At 44.3% G+C, this 22,578-nt stretch carries 24 protein-coding genes and 3 tRNA genes; 9 read left to right on the top strand and 18 right to left on the bottom strand.

The features are described from left to right. The 10 genes from ACIGBN_RS03100 to ACIGBN_RS03055 form a co-directional block, all read right to left on the bottom strand. On the bottom strand, nt 1–480 hold a 480-nt coding region (locus tag ACIGBN_RS03100), incomplete at its 3' end, for an IS30 family transposase (RefSeq protein WP_396663581.1). 381 nt (nt 481–861) lie between these two features. Then, complete coding sequence (locus ACIGBN_RS03095; RefSeq protein ID WP_396663579.1) at nt 862–1,803, bottom strand: hypothetical protein; 942 nt, start codon at nt 1,801–1,803, stop codon at nt 862–864. 564 nt (nt 1,804–2,367) lie between these two features. Next, a tRNA-Leu gene (locus ACIGBN_RS03090) sits at nt 2,368–2,453 on the bottom strand. A gap of 10 nt (nt 2,454–2,463) precedes the next feature. Beyond that, nucleotides 2,464–2,537 (bottom strand) — tRNA-Cys (locus ACIGBN_RS03085). Between the two features lie 25 nt (nt 2,538–2,562). Then, nucleotides 2,563–2,637, bottom strand: a tRNA-Gly gene (locus tag ACIGBN_RS03080). A 96-nt stretch (nt 2,638–2,733) separates the two neighbouring features. Next, nucleotides 2,734–3,294: a CDP-diacylglycerol--glycerol-3-phosphate 3-phosphatidyltransferase gene (gene pgsA / locus ACIGBN_RS03075; protein WP_133001525.1), complete on the bottom strand. Its 561-nt coding sequence runs from the start codon at nt 3,292–3,294 to the stop codon at nt 2,734–2,736. Nucleotides 3,295–3,331: 37 nt separating this feature from the next. Next, entirely contained in the window at nt 3,332–5,152 is a 1,821-nt protein-coding gene (uvrC, locus tag ACIGBN_RS03070) for an excinuclease ABC subunit UvrC (RefSeq protein ID WP_133001526.1), read from the bottom strand. An 11-nt stretch (nt 5,153–5,163) separates the two neighbouring features. Beyond that, on the bottom strand, nt 5,164–5,808 hold the full coding sequence (locus ACIGBN_RS03065; protein ID WP_133001527.1) for a response regulator: 645 nt from the start codon (nt 5,806–5,808) through the stop codon (nt 5,164–5,166). Between the two features lie 124 nt (nt 5,809–5,932). Further along, nucleotides 5,933–6,595, bottom strand: coding sequence for a replication protein P (locus ACIGBN_RS03060; RefSeq protein WP_243711895.1), 663 nt, complete (start codon nt 6,593–6,595; stop codon nt 5,933–5,935). 46 nt (nt 6,596–6,641) lie between these two features. Then, nucleotides 6,642–7,505 carry a DnaT-like ssDNA-binding domain-containing protein gene (locus ACIGBN_RS03055; RefSeq protein ID WP_133001528.1) on the bottom strand — a complete coding sequence of 288 codons (864 nt, stop codon included), beginning with the start codon at nt 7,503–7,505 and terminating at the stop codon, nt 6,642–6,644. Nucleotides 7,506–7,742: 237 nt separating this feature from the next. Between ACIGBN_RS03055 and hpf the strand changes: the two genes are divergently transcribed. The 6 genes from hpf (at nt 7,743) to ACIGBN_RS03025 (ending at nt 10,345) form a co-directional block, all read left to right on the top strand. After that, the gene (hpf, locus tag ACIGBN_RS03050) at nt 7,743–8,060 is read left to right on the top strand and encodes a ribosome hibernation-promoting factor, HPF/YfiA family (RefSeq protein ID WP_396663575.1); all 318 of its coding nucleotides are present in this window, start codon (nt 7,743–7,745) and stop codon (nt 8,058–8,060) included. A 167-nt stretch (nt 8,061–8,227) separates the two neighbouring features. Beyond that, the gene (locus ACIGBN_RS03045) at nt 8,228–8,884 is read left to right on the top strand and encodes a Bax inhibitor-1/YccA family protein (protein WP_133001530.1); all 657 of its coding nucleotides are present in this window, start codon (nt 8,228–8,230) and stop codon (nt 8,882–8,884) included. Between the two features lie 95 nt (nt 8,885–8,979). Further along, a complete protein-coding gene (gene tusD / locus ACIGBN_RS03040; RefSeq protein ID WP_133001531.1) occupies nt 8,980–9,372 on the top strand; it encodes a sulfurtransferase complex subunit TusD in 393 nt (130 codons plus the stop codon). A gap of 5 nt (nt 9,373–9,377) precedes the next feature. Further along, nucleotides 9,378–9,725, top strand: a complete 348-nt coding sequence (locus ACIGBN_RS03035; protein WP_133001532.1) for a DsrE family protein — start codon at nt 9,378–9,380, stop codon at nt 9,723–9,725. A 2-nt stretch (nt 9,726–9,727) separates the two neighbouring features. After that, on the top strand, nt 9,728–10,015 hold the full coding sequence (locus ACIGBN_RS03030; protein ID WP_133001533.1) for a DsrH/TusB family sulfur metabolism protein: 288 nt from the start codon (nt 9,728–9,730) through the stop codon (nt 10,013–10,015). Nucleotides 10,016–10,018: 3 nt separating this feature from the next. Continuing rightward, nucleotides 10,019–10,345, top strand: coding sequence for a TusE/DsrC/DsvC family sulfur relay protein (locus tag ACIGBN_RS03025; RefSeq protein WP_133001534.1), 327 nt, complete (start codon nt 10,019–10,021; stop codon nt 10,343–10,345). Nucleotides 10,346–10,451: 106 nt separating this feature from the next. On the opposite strand, the gene cobA is transcribed toward ACIGBN_RS03025, so the two are convergent. The 6 genes from cobA to ACIGBN_RS02995 form a co-directional block, all read right to left on the bottom strand. Further along, nucleotides 10,452–11,195 carry a uroporphyrinogen-III C-methyltransferase gene (gene cobA / locus ACIGBN_RS03020; RefSeq protein WP_396663571.1) on the bottom strand — a complete coding sequence of 248 codons (744 nt, stop codon included), beginning with the start codon at nt 11,193–11,195 and terminating at the stop codon, nt 10,452–10,454. A gap of 53 nt (nt 11,196–11,248) precedes the next feature. Then, nucleotides 11,249–12,550, bottom strand: coding sequence for a serine--tRNA ligase (serS, locus tag ACIGBN_RS03015; protein ID WP_396663569.1), 1,302 nt, complete (start codon nt 12,548–12,550; stop codon nt 11,249–11,251). 91 nt (nt 12,551–12,641) lie between these two features. Next, nucleotides 12,642–13,013, bottom strand: coding sequence for a fluoride efflux transporter CrcB (gene crcB / locus ACIGBN_RS03010; RefSeq protein ID WP_133001537.1), 372 nt, complete (start codon nt 13,011–13,013; stop codon nt 12,642–12,644). A 12-nt stretch (nt 13,014–13,025) separates the two neighbouring features. Then, the gene (locus ACIGBN_RS03005) at nt 13,026–14,369 is read right to left on the bottom strand and encodes a replication-associated recombination protein A (protein WP_133001538.1); all 1,344 of its coding nucleotides are present in this window, start codon (nt 14,367–14,369) and stop codon (nt 13,026–13,028) included. Next, nucleotides 14,369–14,980, bottom strand: a complete 612-nt coding sequence (lolA, locus tag ACIGBN_RS03000) for an outer membrane lipoprotein chaperone LolA (RefSeq protein WP_133002093.1) — start codon at nt 14,978–14,980, stop codon at nt 14,369–14,371. Before lolA ends, ACIGBN_RS03005 begins: the two co-directional genes overlap by 1 nt. 38 nt (nt 14,981–15,018) lie before the next feature. Further along, nucleotides 15,019–17,721, bottom strand: coding sequence for a DNA translocase FtsK (locus ACIGBN_RS02995; protein ID WP_396663567.1), 2,703 nt, complete (start codon nt 17,719–17,721; stop codon nt 15,019–15,021). A 260-nt stretch (nt 17,722–17,981) separates the two neighbouring features. Between ACIGBN_RS02995 and aat the strand changes: the two genes are divergently transcribed. Then, nucleotides 17,982–18,704 (top strand): leucyl/phenylalanyl-tRNA--protein transferase, encoded by a 723-nt coding sequence (aat, locus tag ACIGBN_RS02990; protein ID WP_133001539.1) that lies wholly within the window; start codon nt 17,982–17,984, stop codon nt 18,702–18,704. Nucleotides 18,705–18,939: 235 nt separating this feature from the next. Further along, nucleotides 18,940–19,158 (top strand): translation initiation factor IF-1, encoded by a 219-nt coding sequence (gene infA, locus ACIGBN_RS02985; RefSeq protein WP_115896003.1) that lies wholly within the window; start codon nt 18,940–18,942, stop codon nt 19,156–19,158. Between the two features lie 128 nt (nt 19,159–19,286). On the opposite strand, the gene clpA is transcribed toward infA, so the two are convergent. Beyond that, on the bottom strand, nt 19,287–21,542 hold the full coding sequence (gene clpA / locus ACIGBN_RS02980) for an ATP-dependent Clp protease ATP-binding subunit ClpA (protein ID WP_133001540.1): 2,256 nt from the start codon (nt 21,540–21,542) through the stop codon (nt 19,287–19,289). A 20-nt stretch (nt 21,543–21,562) separates the two neighbouring features. Beyond that, complete coding sequence (gene clpS / locus ACIGBN_RS02975) at nt 21,563–21,910, bottom strand: ATP-dependent Clp protease adapter ClpS (protein WP_341562622.1); 348 nt, start codon at nt 21,908–21,910, stop codon at nt 21,563–21,565. Nucleotides 21,911–22,236: 326 nt separating this feature from the next. On the opposite strand from clpS, the gene ACIGBN_RS02970 reads away from it, so the two are divergent. Further along, a complete protein-coding gene (locus tag ACIGBN_RS02970; RefSeq protein WP_133001541.1) occupies nt 22,237–22,509 on the top strand; it encodes a cold shock domain-containing protein in 273 nt (90 codons plus the stop codon). Nucleotides 22,510–22,578 lie beyond the last annotated feature (69 nt).

Genomic DNA, 22,578 nt, shown 5'->3' with positions numbered 1-22,578 from the left:
CTTGTTTTTAATCACTTCTGTTTTCGTTCGTTGACCTTTCCTGTAGCGTTTTTTTCCTTGTCTCAAATGGCGATAAAGCGTCCCTTTGTTTTTTTTGTCATCATGGATATATTGATAAATCCATTCATGACTAACAGGAACGCCACAGTTTTTGAGTACGTTGGAGATTTGCTCAGGACTCCAGTCGATTTCAACTAAAATACGAATAAAGTCAATCGTCTTTGATGGTATGCGATATTTAGCGGATGCCTTTCGCCTTATCAAACAAGCTTGTTGAGCTTTGTCAGGACAATATTTTTTTGTTTTTTTATTCCGTTTTAACTCACGATAAATCGTGGCTCTATGACAATTCAGTGTTCGTGCAATATTTGTCACTGATATTTCTTGCCCTAAAAGAGCCGAAATCTGGTATCTTTTGCCTTCGGTCAACTGCTGATAATTCATGTTGGTACTGCTTTGTTCTGTGGTAAGAAGAATCATACCAACTTCAGCAGTTGGCTTCCTCTACACCTGATTAGCAGTGTCGCACTTATTATCTGAATTTAGGTGTCACCATTACTTCTTATATTTTTCCCAACTACCAAAGTTTAAACGTTCAATATCTCTTATTTCAGCTAATCTTGGAGGATAAATTTTTCTAAGCACATATGGTTTAGTCGTTGTTTCAGAAGTTCTTTCAATTAGATTTTTCAATGAAATATTGCTGGCTACATTTATCAGATCTAAAATATCAAACCATAGTGTTTCAACTCTAATTAATTCTGGCGTTATACCTTTGTGAGCTAAATCATTACGAGACCTTCTAGATTTATTTAAATTTGAATGTAGATTCTTATTTAAATAATCTGCCTTTTTAGCAAGCTATAGCTTATTTATCATTGTATTGCATTTATAATCCGATTTAATTTTTTTATATAAATTTTGTGTTTTTTTAGATTTCTCTCTGATATTTGGCCCTATTTTTTTATCGACTATAAACTGAATTATTTGTTCAACTACAATCCATAAATTGCTAAGAGCATCAGATAAGTTCCACGAAACAAGCGCTGAGTGACCTTTAACAATAAAATCTGGTATCAAATTATCAATTATTTTTAATATTCCACACCCTTCAATATAAGAAGAATTTATCGTTGAAACATTAATATAACGTGGGTTAAGGAGCAAAATATTTTCCGAGGTTGTCAGCTCATTATTTCTTAATCTATTGTGATGGCTTGATATATTAGACTCTATAAGATCATCATCAATAGACAACGATCCTACCTCAAGGTTCTTATAATCAGTTGCTTCTATTTGAGTAAGACCACCGAGAAATAAAGCCCCCTTTATACGATTAATTTTCTCTACAGCTTTATCTGCAGATATAGTTTGAGGGTTTAATGCTAAAGCTAATGCTCCATCATGAGAAATTAAGACAGGAAGTTCATGATCGTCATCTATTTTCAGTGACATTGAAACTCTTTTATATCTCCTCCTATCACATCTATGCATATTAATATCATCAAGAGTATAATTTAATAAATCCTCATCATCTGGCCAAACAAAAGTTCCTAAAGGAAATAAAAATGCAACCCAAGCCGGATTGAAAATAGGAGCTTTGGTTATTGGCTCTTGGTAGCCTTCTGGTAATTCTGACATGTGCACCCACTCACCTAGATACCAAAAGTGATCATCACTTGGTTTTTCAATAATCTTATCTGTTAAAGTTTTCGGAATTCTTGGATTATCGTAGGTCGAAAGGTCAATATAATCAGCTAGACCATAAAGTTTTCCTGTTTCAGTGTCCTGATAAGTTGCCATACTATATTCCGTCTATTTGTTATTTTTTATAGAAGTTTCATTTCTTAACTATTTACAATAAACCTAGTCCACTCTTGTTCCGTTAGGATGATAAGCGGATGCCCGCTTTCTGAGCTCTATCACCTTTTGTATCTTACGCCCAAAGTTGGTGTGCTTCCAATCTGACGATACTTGGGAGCCAATCACAGCGTAATAAATCGATTGGCTCGGCTCTTTACAAGGCGATGGCAGTCGCTTCTACTTCTTTGCGGTTGCCAGTTTTGAATGACCCCCCCTAGCCAGTCCTTTTTTAAAAGCATAATGAAGACGAAGTTTAGTTCGATGCTAGGCCAGCTCCACGGGGAGTTGGACGTATTCGAAGATATTAGAGACTGCCAATTCAATAAAATTGCTTGTATGCGCTCTCTGAGTCATTTACGACTTAGGTTGGTATGAACCTTAAGGTAGAAATAATCAGTTGGATGTTTTGAAGAGTAACAAGGAAACACAAGAAGGATTAACAAGAGATAGGGATTTAGAATTGAGAGGGATAACAAAATTTGGACAAAAAAAAGGCACCATAAATGGTGCCCGGGACCGGAATCGAACCGGTACGCTTATTCAGCGCAAGATTTTAAGTCTTGTGTGTCTACCAATTTCACCACCCGGGCATTTCTGATATGGAGGCCGGAGTCGGAATCGAACCGGCGTTCACGGAGTTGCAGTCCGCTGCATGACCACTCTGCCATCCGGCCTTCAATATATCAGACATCTTTTAAGTGGAGCGGGAAACGAGGCTCGAACTCGCGACCCCAACCTTGGCAAGGTTGTGCTCTACCACTGAGCTATTCCCGCGTCTCAAAAGATGGTGCATATTCTATGCATTTGAACTTTCACGTCAAGGAAAAAATCTAAATAAATAGCTAACTTAGCGACTTTTTTTCATTTAGATTATTTTTTGTCCGCTTTCTTAGGCACCAAGTCCGGCCACGCGGCTTTTAAGTAAATATACATAGACCAAAGCGTTAATAACGCCGCGACAACCAACACAGATAGGCCAAATACTGACCACATGGTTCCCGGCGGGCTACCTAATAAAATAAAGATCGCCAACATTTGCATGGCGGTTTTCAACTTACCAATATAAGACACCGCCACACTGGCGCGCTTGCCCATTTCAGCCATCCACTCACGCAGCGCTGAAATCACAATCTCGCGACCAACAATAACGGCCCCTGCAAGTGTCATTAATGGATCTGAGTAACTCGCTACCAACATAACCAAGGCCACCGACACCATAAGCTTGTCAGCCACGGGATCAAAGAAGGCGCCAAATGGCGTTGTCTGATTCAGCTTTCTTGCTAAATAGCCATCAAGCCAGTCCGTCCAAGCAGCCACAGCAAACACCGCTGCACACGTGTAATAACGCCCTTCCCACGGCAAATAATAAATAGCCACCAAAATCGGGATCATAAAAATCCGCAGGGAGGTTAATATATTCGGTATGTTCATTTTTTTCCTATTTCAGTCTGTAAAACGTACAACAAAATCAACTCTTATGCAGGTGCAAATAAATTTCTTCGGCTTTCTTCACACCTATGCCTTTTACCTTAGCAATATCAGCTTGGCTGGCGGCTAATAACTCTTGGTAACCCCCAAAAGTAGACAATAATTCTTTACGTCGACTAGGGCCAATACCGGGAATATCTTCCAACACCGAATGCCGCCTTTTCTTATCTCGACGGCGACGATGGCTTTTCACTGCAAATCTGTGCGCCTCATCTCGTATGTGCTGTATCAGGTGAAGCGCTGAAGAATCTGGTGGCAATACCACTTCGTCTTCTTTAGAGCCTATGTACAAGGTTTCAAGGCCTGGTTTACGAGTATCCCCTTTGGCAACACCCAATAAAAAGATATTAACCAACCCTAACTCTTTTAAAACCTCTTCCGCTTGCGTTAACTGACCTTTACCGCCATCAATCAACAACACGTCCGGTGTGTCTAGCTCACCACTTTTGACCCGCTTATAACGTCGGGTCAGGGCTTGCTTCATGGCGCCATAATCATCGCCCGGCTCCACGCCTTCTATATTAAATGAGCGATAACGTTTTTTATCCGGCCCATCAGGACCAAACACCACACACGATGCGACAGTTGCCTCACCACTTGAGTGACTGATATCAAAACATTCCATGTGACTTGGCGGATCGGTAAAGCCTAACAATTTTTGCAATGCGGTCACGCGGCTAAAATGATTACGTTTATCCGATAAACGTGACTGCAAGCCTTGCTCAGCGTTGAGTTTTGCCAGATCCATCCAACGTGCACGCTGACCACGAACATTATGCAACACTTCTATGCGTTTTTGTGTCGTTTCAAAAATACCTTCGACCAAGGCGTCGCTGTCCTCCAGCTCATGGCTGGTAATAATCACCTTTGGCAACTCTTGAATGCCGCCCAAATAGAACTGCGCAATGAACGACGATAACAATTCCCCTTCGGCTATTTCAATGGGCATTTTTGGATAATAACTTTTGCTACCAATGACTTTACCGTGTCGCACCATCATCACATGGACACACAAACCACCAGGCTGAATGATCGCTGCCAATACGTCTGCATCCCCAGTTTGACCGTAGACATCCTGCTGCTCTTGTATATGCTTAAGCTGGATCATTTGATCGCGTAGCTCTGCCGCCCGCTCAAACGCCATATCCAATGCGGCGGCTTTCATCTTCTCAGAAATTTCGCCCGTTAACTCTTGGCTCTTACCTTCAAGAAACATCCTAGCATGTCGCACATCATCCGCGTATTGAGCATCGTCAATTAAGCCAACACACGGCCCTGAGCATCGTTTGATTTGATATTGGAGGCAAGGTCTGGATCGGTTCGCATAGGTGCCATCTTCGCATTGGCGAACTTTGAACACCTTTTGCATGGTGCTCAAACTTTCTCGAACAGCGGTTCCACTAGGAAAAGGCCCATACAATTTACCTGAATCGGTTTTGGTGCCACGACGAAACAATAGAGCCGGATGATGGTGATTGGAGAGCAGAATATAAGGGTAGGATTTATCGTCCCGCAACAGGATATTGTAAGGCGGGCGATGCTGTTTAATGAGTGTTTGCTCAAGCAACAGAGCTTCGGTTTCACTCTTGGTGACCGTGATTTCAATGTCGTCTATACGACTCACCAACGCCATGGTTTTGGTGGTAAGCCCGGTTGCCCGAAAATAACTGGATACGCGACTTTTTAAGTTTTTCGCCTTTCCGACATACAGCAACTCTCCCTTGCCATACATTCTATAGACGCCAGGTCGAGTTGTTAGATGGCTAACAAAGTGCTTTGGATCAAATTCTGAGTGAGTCAAACAAACCTCGTTTACGACCCCATACCAAGGACATTATAACGCACCGCCAGATGAATAAGCTCAACATCACTTTCTATATTCAATTTGGAAAAAATACGTGTTCGGTAGGTACTAACGGTTTTAGGGCTAACATTTAAATGCTCTGCGATCTCGGTCGACCTTTTGCAGTCTACGATCATTTGAGCCACTTGCAATTCTCTATCTGACAAAGACTCTAATGGCGACCCTTTGCTATCAATGGAGTATTTGGCCAGCGCCATTTTCTGAGCCACGCTCTTAGCAATATAATGACCACCTTTGTGGACCGCATGCAAAGCTTCTAACAGCTCTTCTGTATTCGTACCTTTTGTTAAGTAGCCAGAAGCGCCCGCTTCTAACAACTTTACTGGGTATAGGCTGTCTTCTAATGCCGACAACGCAATGACTTTTACTTTTGGCGTCAGTCGTTTAATTTCTTTTGTCGCTCCTAGGCCGCCAATGCCTGGCATATGCACATCCATTAACACAATATCAGGAAGCAACGCACGCGACTGTACAATAGCGTCTTCACCGCTGTGAACAATGCCCACAACATCCACACCTGCGACATCCTGCAAGACACGGCTAATACCCTGCCCTACCATATCATGATCATCAACTATCAGGATTTTCAACAAAGAAACCACCTTACCAACTAGTTAACTTAGTCCTCTTTCACTATGTTAACCAGAATGACACCAGTCTCATAGCACTGAGAACATTTATTTATCTAACAAAATAACTGTTTAATGAAATGAATTTTTACTCAGGTAGTATTCCGTTATACCCCATTAACTTAAGTTTCTCCTGCGCTATAAGGCGATAGCGCTGACGAATGCCTGTTCCCAAGGTCTTTTGAGTGTAGTAAAGCACCGGAGCAACCTCTTCTTCTGGCAATTTTAATGCCTTGGCAATGTCACTAATAAGCACATCGATTCCCTCGGAGTGCTTATTTTCGATCATAGCAACCCTTGGGATAATAAGACGTTCGCCAGAAATAACCCGATCAACCACCTTGATGTAGTTTTCTTCGTAAAGCGGCCATGAAACACGTTCCTCTTCAGACTTAAGTTTGTACCAGCCGGTTTGCGAGCCTGCAAAGTAAACCGCAGGGTGCGACCAAGCATACAAAAGAGGGTCTGAGCGACAAGCACAAGCTTCTAAATACGCCGAACGTGGGTCCAACAAACCGTACGCTTTGTAAGCCGTGTTGATCAGTTTTAGAAATTCAGAAATGGTCGGCGGCCATGCATACACTTCTTTGGTACGTTCGACCGCATACGCCAATAACGGTTCCTGAAAGCCTTTTAAAGCAACAGCCCACTCTCGCTTCGCCAATTTCACTTCGTCTGGGTTACTGTAAGCAGAGGCAAATTTATGTGTGTAGATCGCTTTAAAACGAGCAAACAACATATTAACCAACACGCGAGTTTGCTGTTGCGCCTCGTCACGTTGGGTATCCTGCTGAGTATTACCAGTCTGTGTCGTGGATGTTGGTGAGGGCGTCGCTAACTTGCTCTCGAGAGGTTTTATTAAATTTTGAACTGCCTGAGGTTCCTTCATATGAAGACCGATCCGATTGTTTGTACTGCCACTGACGTTTTACGTATTTAAAAAATTCACTGTTCCAAGTTCTGACATTTTTACGCTGCTCTTTGATGCGCAGTAAAAATTCCGCCTGCAGCGATAAAGCAAACTCTCTGCCGATACCTGCTTGGGTAATTTGCTCCAACGTTGCTTCTTCCGGCTGCCATTGATCCGGCTGTCGAGAACGTTCTTTCTGCTCTAGATACAAATCAAAATCCGTGATGCCACGACGGTCATTAACCACTGGCGGTTGCGCAGAAAAATCATTATGTCGAGCAGCAGGCCGTGGCGCATAGTTCGCTTTAGGCGACGACATCTGAGGCGACTTCGGCGTAAAATTCGATTGCGATGAAGGCTGCATTGGCGCGCCCCTACTGCCGCTGGCGTTGTCGCGCGCCTCTTGTTGCAAACGGTTTACTTTATTCATCAAGGGATCGTCAGCTTCAGGATGACCAAGCTTGTCTTCTTTTACCGCGCTCTGTGCTGGGATCACCTGAATTTCTAACGACTGATCTTGTCGCTGAAAGCTAAGCAGTTGGCTAATCTGTAAGTTGGCCAGTAAGCGCATCACCATAGGCACAGTCCAAAAAGGAAGCTGCGCACTAAGATGCGCAATGTCCATTTTCAAAACCGCAGAATTCAGCACATAAGACTGTTGTTTTAAAAAGGTTAAAAGTACCGTCTCTTCAAGGCCAACCTGAGCCGCCATTGAAAAAGAAATAGGTAATAAATAATCGTTGTTCAACATCGTTCTCGCTTCACACGTTTAGCCCCTCAGTCTAACAAAAGCTCGCCCCATAAGCACGATAACCTGTAAAACCATTGGCCTGCAAACAATTGCTTTTTTTCGCTAACAAATAATGATGACAGTCACATTACCGTTACATTAAGCCTCATTGACACAACCAAAAGGGGCTTCTATGCTCAGGCGGTAGGTCACTAAAAATACCTACCTAAAATCAACTTTACTGAGGAGAAAAGTTGTATGCATACAATTAACATTACTGGACATCACCTGGATGTCACCCCCGCTATCAAAGATCATATCACTGAAAAATTCAGCAAGGTGTCAAAACTTACCGATCAAATCACCACGGTAAACATCATTTTATTAAAAGACAGCAAAAAACAAAAAGCAGAAGCCACCCTTCATCTTCCCGGCAAAGAGATTTTCGCAGCCGCCTCCTCGGAAGACAGGTTATTTCATGCTATTGACGCTATGGTAGACAAGCTCACAAGGCAAGTTGAAAAACACAAAACCAAGCAAAGCGCGGTGATCCATAAAGCAGCGGTCGTCGCATAAAGCGTCAAAAACACCAAAAAGTCATTTATCCACTGTCATTAAAAACACCGAGCCTAGCTCGGTGTTTTTGTATCAGTTTGTAACTATCTCAAACACACCTTGAGTTTTTGAACTAACGGCCTCATATTAAGTCATAAGGTAGACATAAACTTTAAGGAGTACCACTCATGCGTTATACCGAAGCCCTTTCGACACACACGTCCAAATCGGCCAACAAAACGCTCCGCAACACATACGGGTTGCTATCGCTAACATTGTTGTTCAGCGCCTTCACTGCGGGCATGAGCTTGGCCTTTAATTTACCGCATCCAGGACTGATCATCACTTTGGTCGGTTTCTATGGTTTGCTGTTCCTAACCCATAAATTCAAAAATAGTTCACTTGGCATTTTATGTGTTTTTGCTTTAACTGGTTTCATGGGCATTACGCTTGGGCCAATTCTAAATGCTTATTTAAGCATGGCAAATGGCGCCAGCATGATCATGAGCGCACTAGGTATTACAGGCCTATCCTTCTTAGGCCTTTCTGCTTATGCGCTGGTTTCTAAGAAAGACTTTAGCTTCTTGAACGGCTTTATTACAGTAGGCTTCTTTGTTCTATTGTTTGCTGTGATCGCGGGTATTTTCGTTCAAATGCCAGCTTTACAAATCTTCATCTCAGCGGGTTTTGCTCTGTTTTCAGCGGCCATTATTTTGCTACAAACCAGCCAAATCATTAATGGTGGTGAAACCAACTACATCATGGCAACCGTGAACCTATACGTTTCTTTGTACAACATGTTCTTAAGTGTTCTATCACTATTAGGCATGGCAAACGACGATTAATCACTGCCAAGTAATACAGAATAAAACAAGGCCGCTGCATGCGGCCTTTTTTATTGGTAAACTCACCCCTTACTTGCAGCAAGGTACCAGATTCAATGCACTACGCCCTCTTGATCACAGGCTCTCCTTATCAAACAAAAGCCTGCCATAGCGCCCTCAAATTTCTCAAAGCCGCCCTACTTAATCCAGAGAACACACTCGATGGTGTGTTCTTTTATGAAGAAGCGGTACTGATTGGCAATGCGCTATCTCAACCCCCAAGAGACGAGATCGACCTAAGGAAAGAGTGGGCTGATCTGGCAAAAACACACTCGATCCCACTTTATTTATGCATCGCTGCGTCTGTTCGTCGAGGCATTATTAATGAAACAGAAAGCCAACGCTATGAGCTCTCACAACACAGTCTCTCTGAAGGGTTCCAACTAGAAGGGCTCGGCACACTGATTGAACTCATGAGCACCACAAGCAAAATCATACAGTTTAGGTAACCACTATGAACAACACCTTAATACACCTAAGCAGCTCCCCTTACTCAAGTCTTGCCTGCAAAGAAGGCTTAGACCTTGCACTGGTGCTGGCAACCTTTGAGCAGCCGGTTGACCTTTGCTTGTCCGGTGCGGCTCTTGCCCTCTTGTATGATAACCAAGCCCCCAACAAGACAGACGGCAAACAATTGCACAAGCTACTTGATGGGCTTGAGTTCTACGACATTGAAAACATCTATGTCGAAAAAAACAGCGAACTAATGAGAGCGGGCAATATCTGGTCTGGCACTAAAGCCCTTGATTCAGAAGACTGGCACGCACTCTTTTCACAATACCAACATGTATTTCGGTTTTAATCATGCAACTACATCAAATAAATCAGTTAGCGTATCCTTCCGATATTGAGCAAACTTGGCGTAACGCCCTCCAATTGGGCGATTCCGTACTGCTGCTAGAAGAAGCCATCCTGCGCAGTACCGCTCAGCATGGCATTCTCGAAGCCCTAATCGAAGCAAAACAACTGTCGCTCTTTTACTTACAAAGCGATGCTTTAGCCTATGGCGTAACGCCGACACTAGGAACAGCATTAAGCGATGAAGAATGGGTGACTATCACTCTCTCTGCTGACGCAAACATAAGTTGGTAAACCATGAACAAAGATATAGATAATATTGCTTTGGACGAAGAAGGTTACTTGCTGAACCTCGACGATTGGACAGAAGAGCTCGCCTTGTCCCTTGCTAAAAAAGAGTCACTAGAGCTGACCGAGCCGCATTGGGAAATCATACATTTACTCAGAAACTTCTATCAAAAATTTGAAGTGTCGCCCGCCATGAGACCACTGGTTAAAGCCGTGACTAAAGAGCTTGGCCCTGAAAAAGGCAAAAGCATCTACCTAATGAAGCTATTCCCTGGTAGCCCACCCAAACTCGCCGCCAAGATTGCCGGTTTGCCTAAACCCGCCAACTGCATATAAAGCGATCATTCAAGTAACACCTTACTAGAAACGCAAAAAGCGCCTTCTTCATTTGTGAAAAAGGCGCTTTTTTAAAGACATTACAGTGATTTTTTTGCGAAGAATCTTAGTACTTTCCGTGCCATTCCAGCTTATTCTGCAAGGTCACAACATCACCAATAATGAGCAATGCTGGCGACTTCACGTCATTTTGCTTAGTAACCGCTAGAATATCTCGAATCGTGGAAGTAAACACTCTCTGCTCAGAGGTCGTGCCCTTTTCAACCACAGCCACCGGCATAGAGGGCACCATACCAAAGCGAATAAGAGATTGGCTAATTTCTTCTAAACCGGTCAAGCCCATATAAATCACTAGAGTCTGCGCAGGGTGAACCAACTCATCCCATGGCAATTCGGTACTTCCGTCTTTCAAGTGCCCAGTAAGAAAACGCACTGATTGCGCATAATCTCGATGCGTCAGCGGAATGCCAGCGTAAGCGGCACAACCCGCTGCTGCCGTAATACCTGGTACCACTTCAAAAGGTACGCTTTCTTGCACCAGCTCTTCCAGCTCTTCACCACCACGACCAAAGATGAAAGGGTCTCCACCTTTAAGGCGTACCACCATTTTCCCTTCTTTGGCTTTGACAGCAAGCAGGCTATTAATTTCTTCCTGGGGCAAGCTGTGCATCGATTTTGCTTTGCCGACGTACATCTTTTCCGCAGCCTCTGGAATCAAAGCAATAATTTCTGCGCCAACCAAACGGTCATAAAGCACCACATCGGCCGATGTAATCAATCGATGTGCTTTCATGGTCAACAGCTCTGGATCACCTGGTCCAGCGCCTACTAAATACACTTTACCTGTCATAGATTATCTCGTTTTACAAAAAAAGCCCCAAAGAGGCTTTTTTTAAATAAAGCTTATGCTTTTTCCAAAACTGTTTTACCGCCCATGTAAGGCTGCAATACGGCCGGAATAGTCACAGTACCATCGGCATTTTGGTAATTTTCCAATACGGCCACCAAGGTACGACCTACCGCTAAACCAGATCCATTCAAGGTATGTGCCAATTCTGGGCGTCCAGTTTCAGGGTTACGCCAGCGAGCTTGCATACGTCGTGCTTGGAAGTCCCACATATTAGAACAAGAAGAAATCTCACGGTACTTACCTTGCCCTGGCAACCAAACCTCAATGTCATACGTTTTGTGCGCAGAGAAACCTAAGTCACCACCACACAGAATCACAGTACGGTACGGTAGCTCTAGCTTTTGCAGAATGGCTTCCGCATGACCAACCAACTCTTCAAGCACAGCTTCAGAACGGTCAGGACGGCACACATGAACCAGCTCTACTTTTTCAAACTGATGTTGGCGAATCATGCCGCGAGTGTCACGACCGTAGCTTCCTGCTTCACTACGGAAACAAGGTGTATGAGCAACAAACTTCTTATGTAAGTCTGCATCATTCAGAATTTCATTACGCACCAAGTTGGTGACTGGCACTTCCGCTGTTGGAATCAAATACAGGTCGTTATTGCCACTTTCTTTGTCTACCGGCACTTTAAACAAGTCTTCTTCAAACTTCGGCAACTGACCCGTGCCTTTTAAAGAAGTCGAATTCACTAAATAAGGCACGTAAACTTCAGAGTAACCGTGTTCATCAGCATGAGTATTAATCATAAACTGAGTTAAGGCACGGTGAAGTCGCGCTAAGTCGCTGCGCATAACCGCGAAGCGTGAACCCGTAATTTTAACGGCGGCTTCAAAATCCAGCATTTCCAACGCTTCACCAAGATCAACATGATCTTTTGCTTCAAAACTAAATTCTTTTGGTTGTCCCCAACGACGAATTTCGATGTTATCGTCTTCGGTTTTTCCTTCCGGAACAGAAGAATGAGGGATGTTTGGGATGCCTTCTAATAAGCTTTCAAACTCTTCTTGAACTTGGCTAAGCTGCGTTTTTGCCGCCTCAAGATCATCACCCAAGGTTGCTGTTTGCGCTTTTAGCTCAGCCGCTTTGTCCTTGTCTCCAGACTTCATCGCCTGACCGATTTGTTTAGAAACTGCATTGCGAGACTGCTGTAGTTGCTCTGTTTCCACCTGAATCGCTTTACGACGCTCTTCTAAAGAAGAAAAACGAGCAACATCTAATTCGTAGCCTTTTTTCTTAAGCTGTGCCGCAATGGCTTCTGGATCAGCGCGAAGCGCTTTAATATCTAACATCGGTGCAACAAAGTCCTCTAACAAAATAATCAATATGAGAAAGCACAAACAAAACGTGCTTAAAATCTAGATAAAATATCTCTATAACAACCTAAACGAAACGCGCCAAGGCTATTCCTGCCGCCACACCGGCAATACCCAATCCACAACTTAATAATAAATAGCTTGCTGCACTTAGCCAAGCCTGCATATTAATAAGTGAGATAATTTCCAAGGAAAAGGTAGAAAAAGTCGTAAAAGCGCCTAACAAGCCCACCATTATAAGCGGTCGATAAGGTTCTAAGCTCGGTATTCTCTCACTAATCACCACAAAAGCCACGCCCATTAAAAAGCAACCGAGTACATTAATTAACATAGTCGCTAACGGAAAGTGATGGTGCCAATGGTTATTGATGAATCGAGTCGCTCCATAGCGTCCCAGTGCGCCTGTCGCGCCGCCTAAGGCAATCATAAAGTAAAACATTATTAACTCTCTTTATTGTGTCTTTGAATAGCGCTGAATAAGGCTTTGGCTGTCTAACTCTGACAACCAAGCTAATTTATCGGCAATCTTCTTTTCTAAACCGCGCTCTGTAGGATGGTAGTAACGAGCCCCAGAAATAAGCTCTGGCAAATAATTCTCTCCCGCCGCATACCCATTCTCTTCATTGTGCGCATAACGATACTCTTCACCATGGCCCATGCTTTTCGCCAACGATGTGGGCGCATTGCGCAAATGGTTAGGCACCTCATAGCTTGGCTGAGAGGCCACATCGCTCATCGCTTGTTTGAACGCCATATAGACCGCATTACTTTTCGGTGCACACGCCATATAGACCGCCGCTTGAGCGATGGCTCTATTGCCTTCGCCGGGACCGACGCGTTCGAACACATCCCAAGCATTGAGACCAATTTGCAGCGCTCTAGGGTCCGCGTTGCCAATGTCTTCTGAGGCAATCGCCAATAAACGGCGCGCTATATACAAAGGATCGCAGCCGCCATCCAACATGCGAGCCATCCAATACAGAGCACCATCAGGAGATGACCCTCGAACCGACTTATGAAAAGCGGAAATCTGATCGTAGAAAACATCACCACCGCGGTCGTAGCGACGCACACTGCCGCCCAACACATCTTCTAGATGATCGTGCGATACCGCCGTACCCGGCTCGACCAAATCCGATAATATTTCCAGAAAATTCAAGCCACGACGAATATCACCGTCGGCCGCCTGCGCCAAAATAGCCAGGTCGTTATCGCTCAACAGCAACCCAGCACTCGCTAGGCCTTTTTCGCTGTCTGTTAACGCGCGCTGCAACACTTGCTGAATGTCATCTGCCGTTGGTGTTTTTAGTCGATACACTCGCGCCCGTGACAACAAAGCAGAATTTAGTTCAAACGCAGGGTTTTCTGTGGTCGCACCAATAAACAAAAAAGTACCGTCTTCAATATAAGGCAAAAACGCATCTTGCTGAGACTTATTAAAGCGGTGCACCTCATCGACAAAAAGTACCGTTTGAGCCCCTTTCATCATACGCAACTGCTGGGCTTGTTCGACCGCGGCGCGAATCTCTTTGACCCCTGACATTACCGCCGAAATTTCAATAAATTGCGCGTCCAATGCATGGGATAACAGCTGTGCAAAAGTCGTTTTCCCAACCCCTGGTGGGCCCCACAAAATAAAAGAATGGCAATGTCCAGTTTCGACCATTCTACGTAATGGTCGACCTTCTCCTACTAAATGAGACTGACCAATGTATTCGGACAAATTAGTAGGACGCATTCTTGCTGCGAGCGGCTGGTACCCTGTAGATTGCTGATCGGCGAATAAATCGTCCATTACTGGCCTTCTACAATGACATCCACATCATCAGGAACCGCCATTGAGAAGTTCGCGTTTGCTACTCCCTTATGCTGCTCCACTTTCTTAAACTCAATTAAAGTCGTTTGGCCAAGACCATCAATAATACTCATCGCACTCACTTTAGAGTTTTTAAACGCCAAGGTCAGTGTTTTGAACATCTCTTCTTTGTTTTTTGGCTCAAGACGGTATTTATGATCACCCAGCTTAGTCACAACATAGTGTGGTAGAACACTTTCTGCGGGCTGACCCAATAAGGCCGCTGGAGAATTACTGGCGGTTCCTGCAAACGGCTTTTTAGTCGCTTGCTGTAAGTCTACGTCCCACACCAAAATAGTTTTGCCATCGGAGATAATACGTTGAGCGTAAGGCGATACGCTGTCCCAAACGAATTTATTCGGCTTAGACAGCAAAAATATGCCATTACTTACCTGAACCTGATTACCTTTCTCATCGTATGTTGACTGACGAAACTCACCTTCAACATTACGGTTTTGATTCAGCAACTGGGTTAATTGAGCCGACGCACTACTTTCAGCATTCGCCGCACCCGCGAACAGAACCAACAACACCAACATCATTTTATACATCAAAATCACTCTCCTAGACCCCGACCTCTGCCACTGCATTATTCAGGAATTAATACGTCACGCTGACCGTTTGTCCCCATCGGGCCGACTAAGCCTGCGGCTTCCATTGCTTCCACCAAATTGGCAGCACGGTTATACCCTATTTTCAATCGTCGCTGAATCGACGATATCGACGCTTTACGCGTTTCTATTACTATTTGTACCGCATCATCATACAAGACGTCTTTATCTTCACTATCGTCCCCAGACACAAGATCTTCAGGGTTGGTCACAACGTCATTAATGTAATCTGGCTCGCCTCGCTCTTTCCACTCTTCGACCACCGCGTGCACTTCTTCGTCAGACACAAAAGCGCCATGCACACGAATCGGAGTCGGTAACCCAGCCGGCAAATAAAGCATATCGCCCATACCGAGTAACTGATCTGCGCCACCTTGATCCAAGATGGTTCGCGAGTCTATTTTTGAAGAAACCTGAAACGCCATTCGCGTTGGAATATTGGCCTTAATCAGACCCGTAATCACATCCACCGATGGACGCTGGGTGGCTAGAATCAAATGAATTCCCGCCGCCCGTGCTTTTTGCGCGATACGGGCAATCAACTCCTCCACTTTTTTACCAACGATCATCATCATATCGGCAAATTCGTCAACAATGATGACAATATAAGGCAAAGGTTCTAAGTGCGGCACAGTTCGCGCCACTCCGTCTTCCGAAAACATGGCCATTTCAGGTTGCCACAATGGGTCTTCGATAGGTTTTCCTGCCTCAATCGCTTCGCGGACTTTTTTGTTGTAACCAGCGATGTTTCGCACACCCAGTTTGGACATCAACTTATAACGGCGCTCCATCTCATCCACCGACCAACGCAACCCATTTGCGGCGTCTTTCATATCCGTGATAACCGGCGTCAACAAATGTGGTATGCCTTCGTAGATGGACAACTCAAGCATTTTAGGATCGACCATGATCATTCGCACTTCATCCGGAGTGGATTTCAGCAACATACTTAAAATCATTGCGTTCACCCCCACCGATTTACCAGACCCTGTCGTACCAGCCACTAGCACATGCGGCATTTTGGCCAAATCCACCACCACAGGCTCACCGGAAATATCGTGCCCAAGAGACAAGGTCAGCGGCGAAGTTGCGTTGTCGTACATCTCACAGTTAATCACTTCAGAGAAATAAACGGTATCACGCACCTGATTCGGAATTTCAATACCTATGGTGGACTTACCAGCGATCACCTCAACCACGCGCACACTCATCACACTCAAGGAGCGGGCTAAATCTTTGGCAAGGTTAGTGATCCTTGACACTTTCACACCCGGTGCCGGCTGAATCTCAAAGCGTGTAATCACAGGTCCAGGGTTCACTTCTACCACTTCCGCTTTAACACCAAAATCTTGCAGACGGCGCTCTAATAATTCAGACAAGGCCAATAACTCGTCCTCAGTATAACCACCTTGCTTCGGTTTCGGCTTAGTTAGCACGCTACGATCCGGTAGCAAATAGGCAGGCTCTGCACGGGTGTCACTGTCAGCCGCCGAAACGGGGCCGCCCAACGAATCAAGCTGCTTAGCTTCAGACAAGGTTCGAAAAGCAGGTTTATGACTGGGAATTGTTTCTACTTTTTGCCCAATCGAGTCAGGTTGCGCTGCTTCAGGCTTCACCGGTGGTGAAGCCATCAAAGGGTCTTCTTCAACTGCCGTCGCTGGCGTTCTTGTCTTAGCTGGCGCTGGCGGCGTGGAGGCCACTTTTTTCGGCACTTCCTCATCAATGTATAAGGTGTCACCGAAAGACATATCGACCTCTTCGATCGCGATGTCGTCTAAACCAGAAAAACTAGGGTCTTCATGGGGCGTTTCAACAAGCGTTTCTGGCTCAGACGCTGCCGCTTTTTTACTTTTAGACAGCAAGCCAAATAGCGCAAATGGCTTTTTCGTGGCTTTTTCATCTTCTTCAAGCGCAACACTAGGTTCTTCTTTAAGCGCTACCGTTTCTTCTTTAGCGGCCACTGGCTCTTGGCGACTTTTACGACGTTTGCGAACAATTGCAGGCTCTTCTGGTTCGTCTTGAACCTCTGTATCGGCTAATTTTTCTGTACGCTCACGCTTTTGCGCCTTTTTCGACTGCCACTTCTCTCGTATCTGCATGACTAAATTAAAGGTTTTTTCACCCAATTTATCGATTAAAGCTAACCAGTGAACTTGCGATAAAAGGGTAAATGCCAACACCACAAATGCTAATCCAACTAAGGTGGCGCCATCGTAACCAATAAATCGATTTAACAGATTACCAAGCCCTCGACCTAAAATACCGCCGGCGCCATACTGTAATGACGCAGACCCTACGGTGTGGAGGTAACATAATACAGAGCCAAAAGAGAGGTATAAGATGCCCCCAATCGTACACAGCAAGGTGTTATTAAGAGGAAGCAGTTTGTGCGGATTACGCCATAAAATAATCGCTACCCATAAGAACAAGGGCGGCAACGAATAAAACAATGACCCAAAGAAGCCCGAAAACAAATCGGCTATAACGGCACCTATCGGCCCCATCGAGTTATGAATAGAACCATCGCGCCCAGAGTAAAACCAACCTGGGTCATCAGGACTGTAAGAATAAATCGCCAAAGCAAAGAAAAACAAAAAAAGCAGAGCTGCAATAAACGCGGCCTGTTTGGCAAACATATCCCATATCGGTGATCGTCCAGACTCACTCATTTCTTCTGCCAAAACACGTCCATCCTATTCATACCAAATCAGAGATCAATACCCACCCAAAATTGAGCGGCAAGTGCCCATAGCTTACCATAAAAAGCCCTTGTCAAAATATTACACCCTTGCTTTTACACAGATAATAAACTCTAAACAGACAGAACTGACACCTTTGTAAAAAGAATGCGTAAAAACACCGTTTTATTGTCATTTTAATTCACGCTAAAATGCGCACCACTGTCATGTCGCCATTTTACCCTCAAAGGCTCGCCTCTCTTATGCAAGAACAAGAAAACACGGAAAAAGAGCTCGTTTTGCTCACAGAGTGTATCGACGATACCCCAGACCCAGACAAAGCACTGGATGATCCAGAAGGCCTATCTGCGGTTGGTGGCGACCTTTCTCCGGCTCGCCTTATTCATCTATACAGCAAAGGTTTCTTCCCTTGGTACAGTGACCCAGACCCTATTTTATGGTGGCACCCACAAGAACGGTGCGTTTTACGACCGCCAGAGTTCCATGAATCTCGCTCTCTTCGCAAAGCTCGCAACAAAGAAAACTGGTCGTTTACCATCAATCAAGATTTTCAAGCAGTTATGGAACACTGTGCATCACTGCGTGAAAAAGAAGGCACCTGGATATCCAGCGACATCAAACAGGCTTACCAAGCATTGCACGCGTTAGGGTACGCGCATTCAATCGAAGCGCGAGTCGACAACCAACTCGTTGGGGGTTTTTATGGGGTAGCTATGGGGAAAGTGTTTTTTGGTGAGTCTATGTTTTCACTGCGCCCTAACGCATCAAAAATGGCGCTGAATGGCTTCTGTAAAATCGCTTCAGAACTCGAAATAGAACTCATTGATTGCCAAGTGGAGTCTGAGCACCTGCTTACTTTAGGTGCTCAATTGATGCCGAGAAAGTCTTTCTCCTCTTCGCTTGCAGAACTCATCATTACGCCAAATAAAAACCAATTACTCGCCAATTTAGGGACATTCGACTAAAAAAAGGGCAATTGTCTAAAATAAGCACAGCGCATTACCCTTCTGGGTTTGCCTTACGTCGTCTTTTTAGGCAAAATATGCCTCGATCAAAATTCAGACGTCGCTAAACAACGATAATCCATTTTTTAGCGATCAATCGGCCGAAGTAGAGACCACTCCTCTCCTTGTCTGCAGACCGTCAAATAGGCATGGTCGGCGTCTACTAATTTAAAGTTAACACCATAGGACACATATTGTGGCAAAAGAAGACAGCTTAGAAATGGAAGGCACTATCATTGATACGTTGCCAAACACCATGTTCCGTGTCGAACTAGAAAACGGACACGTTGTAACCGCACACATCTCCGGAAAAATGCGCAAAAACTACATCCGCATCTTGACTGGCGACAAAGTAAAAGTAGAACTAACACCTTACGACCTAAGTAAAGGCCGTATCGTTTACCGTTCTCGCTAAGGCATTCGCTCTTCTTTAAGAGCTGAGTGCAAGCATAAAAAAACCGGACTCAGTCCGGTTTTTTTATATTTCTCGATAAGTTAATCGATGAAGGTTTACATCAATACAATGCCAAAGACGTCGTCAAATTAATGAACGACCGCCTCTTTCACCACATCAAATTTCAATTCATCAAGTTTCTCATCCAATATCACTTTAACATGACCGCCTTCATTCAAGTCGCCAAACAAAATTTGATCTGCTAATGGCTTTTTCAAATGCTCTTGAATCACTCGCGCCATCGGGCGTGCACCCATTTGGCGATCGTAGCCTTTATTAGCCAACCAACCTCTTGCCATATCGGACACTTCAAGCAACACGCCTTTAGGATCCAACTGAGCCTGCAACTCAACCAAGAATTTATCCACTACGTTAAAGATAATTCGCTCATCCAATTGCTGGAACTGAATAACAGCGTCTAACCGGTTTCTAAATTCTGGCGTGAAAGTACGATTAATAATTTCTAAGCCATCGGTGGAGTTATCTTGACTTGAGAAGCCAATTGAACGTTTCGCCAATTCCTCGGCCCCAGCGTTCGACGTCATCACAAGAATGACATTACGGAAATCCGCTTTACGACCATTATTGTCCGTCAAAGTACCGTGATCCATAACTTGCAACAGCAAATTAAAGACTTCTGGATGCGCTTTCTCAATCTCATCTAGCAAGACAACACTGTGTGGATTTTTAGTCACGGCTTCCGTCAAAAGACCACCTTGATCAAATCCCACATAACCCGGTGGCGCACCTATCAAACGCGACACCGCATGACGTTCCATATACTCAGACATGTCAAAACGAATCAATTCCAAACCGAGCTGCTTAGCAAGCTGCTTGGTGACTTCCGTTTTACCCACCCCTGTCGGACCCGCCATCAAGAAGGAACCTATGGGTTTCTGTTCCGCTTTTAGACCGGCTCTTGATAATTTAATCGCAGACGACAAAGAATCAATCGCTTTATCCTGCCCAAACACCACCATTTTCAGGTTGCGCTCAAGGTTAGACAGCATCTGACGATCATCCGAGTTCACCGCTCTAACAGGAACACGAGCAATTTTAGACACAATCTCTTCGATGTCCGCCACGGTGATAACTTCCTTACGCTTACCTTCTGGCTGTAATCGCTGGAAAGCGCCGGCTTCATCAACCACGTCTATGGCTTTATCCGGCATATGACGATCCGTTACATAACGCTGCGCCAACTCCGCCGCCGCCAATAAGGCAGGCTCTTCATATTTGACTTTATGATGCTCTTCGAATGCGCCAATAATACCTTTCAAGATCTGATAGGTATCATCAACACTAGGCTCGTTCACATCAATTTTCTGGAAACGTCGCGCCAAGGCATGATCTTTTTCAAACACACCTCGAAACTCTTGAAACGTCGTGGAACCAATACAGCGCAATCCACCAGAACTCAACACAGGCTTCAATAAATTGGAAGCATCCATTACCCCACCGGATGCAGCACCCGCACCAATGATGGTATGAATTTCATCAATAAACAGAATCGCGTTAGGTTGCTTTTTGATTTCACTTAACAGGTGTTTCAAACGTTTCTCGAAATCACCACGATATTTAGTTCCCGCCAACAAAGCACCTAGATCAAGTGAATAAACCACTCCGTCTGCGATCACATCAGGCACTTGACCATCAACAATACGCTTTGCTAAGCCTTCAGCAATGGCGGTCTTACCGACACCCGACTCACCCACTAAAAGTGGATTGTTTTTACGGCGACGCGAGAGGGTTTGAATAACTCGCTCTACTTCGTACTCACGACCAATAAGCTTATCAATTTTGCCTGCTTTGGCCTCTTCGTTTAAATTGGTTGCGTATTTTTGCAAAGGGGCAGCAGAACTGTCTTCTGCTTCCTCTTCTTCTTGTTCCACACCTTGGGAGGCATCACCCAATTTTGAAATACCATGGGCGACATAATTCACCACGTCGATACGGGCAACACCATGGCGTTTTAATAAATAAACAGCTTGGCTTTCTTGCTCACTAAAAATAGCCACCAAGACATTAGCACCAGTCACTTCACGTTTACCCGAAGATTGCACATGAAAGACAGCACGCTGCAGCACTCGCTGAAAACCTAAGGTTGGTTGAACTTCACGCTCTACATCGTCTTCAGGAATAAGCGGCGTGGTACTATCAACGAACTCTTCAAGCTCTTTGCTCAATGTTTCTAGGCTCACACCGCAAGCCGCCAAAACACCTGATGCAGCACCATTTTCAACCAATGCCAACAATAAATGTTCTACCGTCATGAATTCATGGCGCTTGTCACGCGCCGCTTTAAAGGCATTATTCAGGGTTTGTTCAAGTTCTTTATCTAACATTGCTATTCCCTCACTCTGAATCAGTCGACTTTTTGTAAGTCACACATTAAGGGGTGCTCATTCTGTTCTACGAACTGTTGTACCATTGCTACTTTGGTTTCGGCAATATCAAAAGGGTAAATACCACAAACGCCTTTCCCTTTTTGATGCACCTCTAGCATTACCTGATTGGCCTTCTCTCCATCCATTGAAAAAAAACGTTGAAGAACAAATACGACAAAATCCATTGGCGTAAAATCATCATTAAATAACACCACCTGATACATGGATGGTGGTTTTAATTCCGTTTCTTGCGGAGCAATAGCGACATTAGAATGCCCCGCTTCATCTTCTTCTGATATTAGTCTAATTTGTTGATTTACAATCATCCTATGCCTCTGAGGCTACACTTTTTCACAAAATTCACCAAATACGGTTTGTTTCGACTTAATAATTACACATATCACCACTTAAATTTTACAAATAACAAAACGACTTCTACGCTCAATAATAGTGGATCAAATACGCAATCAATGTTTATGAATATAATTCTAACATTGAACGCTTGAGAACACTTTGAACCTATTTAGCAATCTCGTTCATATAGATGTTTTAACTACGTTGCAACAAAACTCGAATGACAGTCAAGGTCTAAGAGAGTTTGCAACTAATTATTGATTATTAACGACACTTGAGAGTGGATAAGGAGTGACTCATGCATAGTGGATCAGTGAAGTGGTTCAACAACGCTAAAGGCTATGGCTTTATCGTTTCTGAAGAGTTTGATGAAGATTTATTTATTCATTACTCGGCTATTAACGTTGAAGGCTATAAAACCCTAAAAGCCGGCCAAGCCGTCACCTTTAAGGTCGAACCGGGGAAACGAGGCTTACATGCCATCGACATCACCCCTGTCGCACCATCTGACAGCGACAATAATAACGAAAGCAAAGAAACAGCAGAGCCTGCGCAACTCGCCGAACTCTAACTGCTTCATCGCTATCGTCTATTGATTTTGCTATCTTACGCTTCTATGGAATTGTGAGGAGCTTTTTAT

The organism is Marinomonas sp. NPDC078689, assembly GCF_044542435.1.
Lineage (GTDB): Bacteria > Pseudomonadota > Gammaproteobacteria > Pseudomonadales > Marinomonadaceae > Marinomonas > Marinomonas arenicola.
This window is presented reverse-complemented; position numbering and strand designations above follow the sequence as displayed.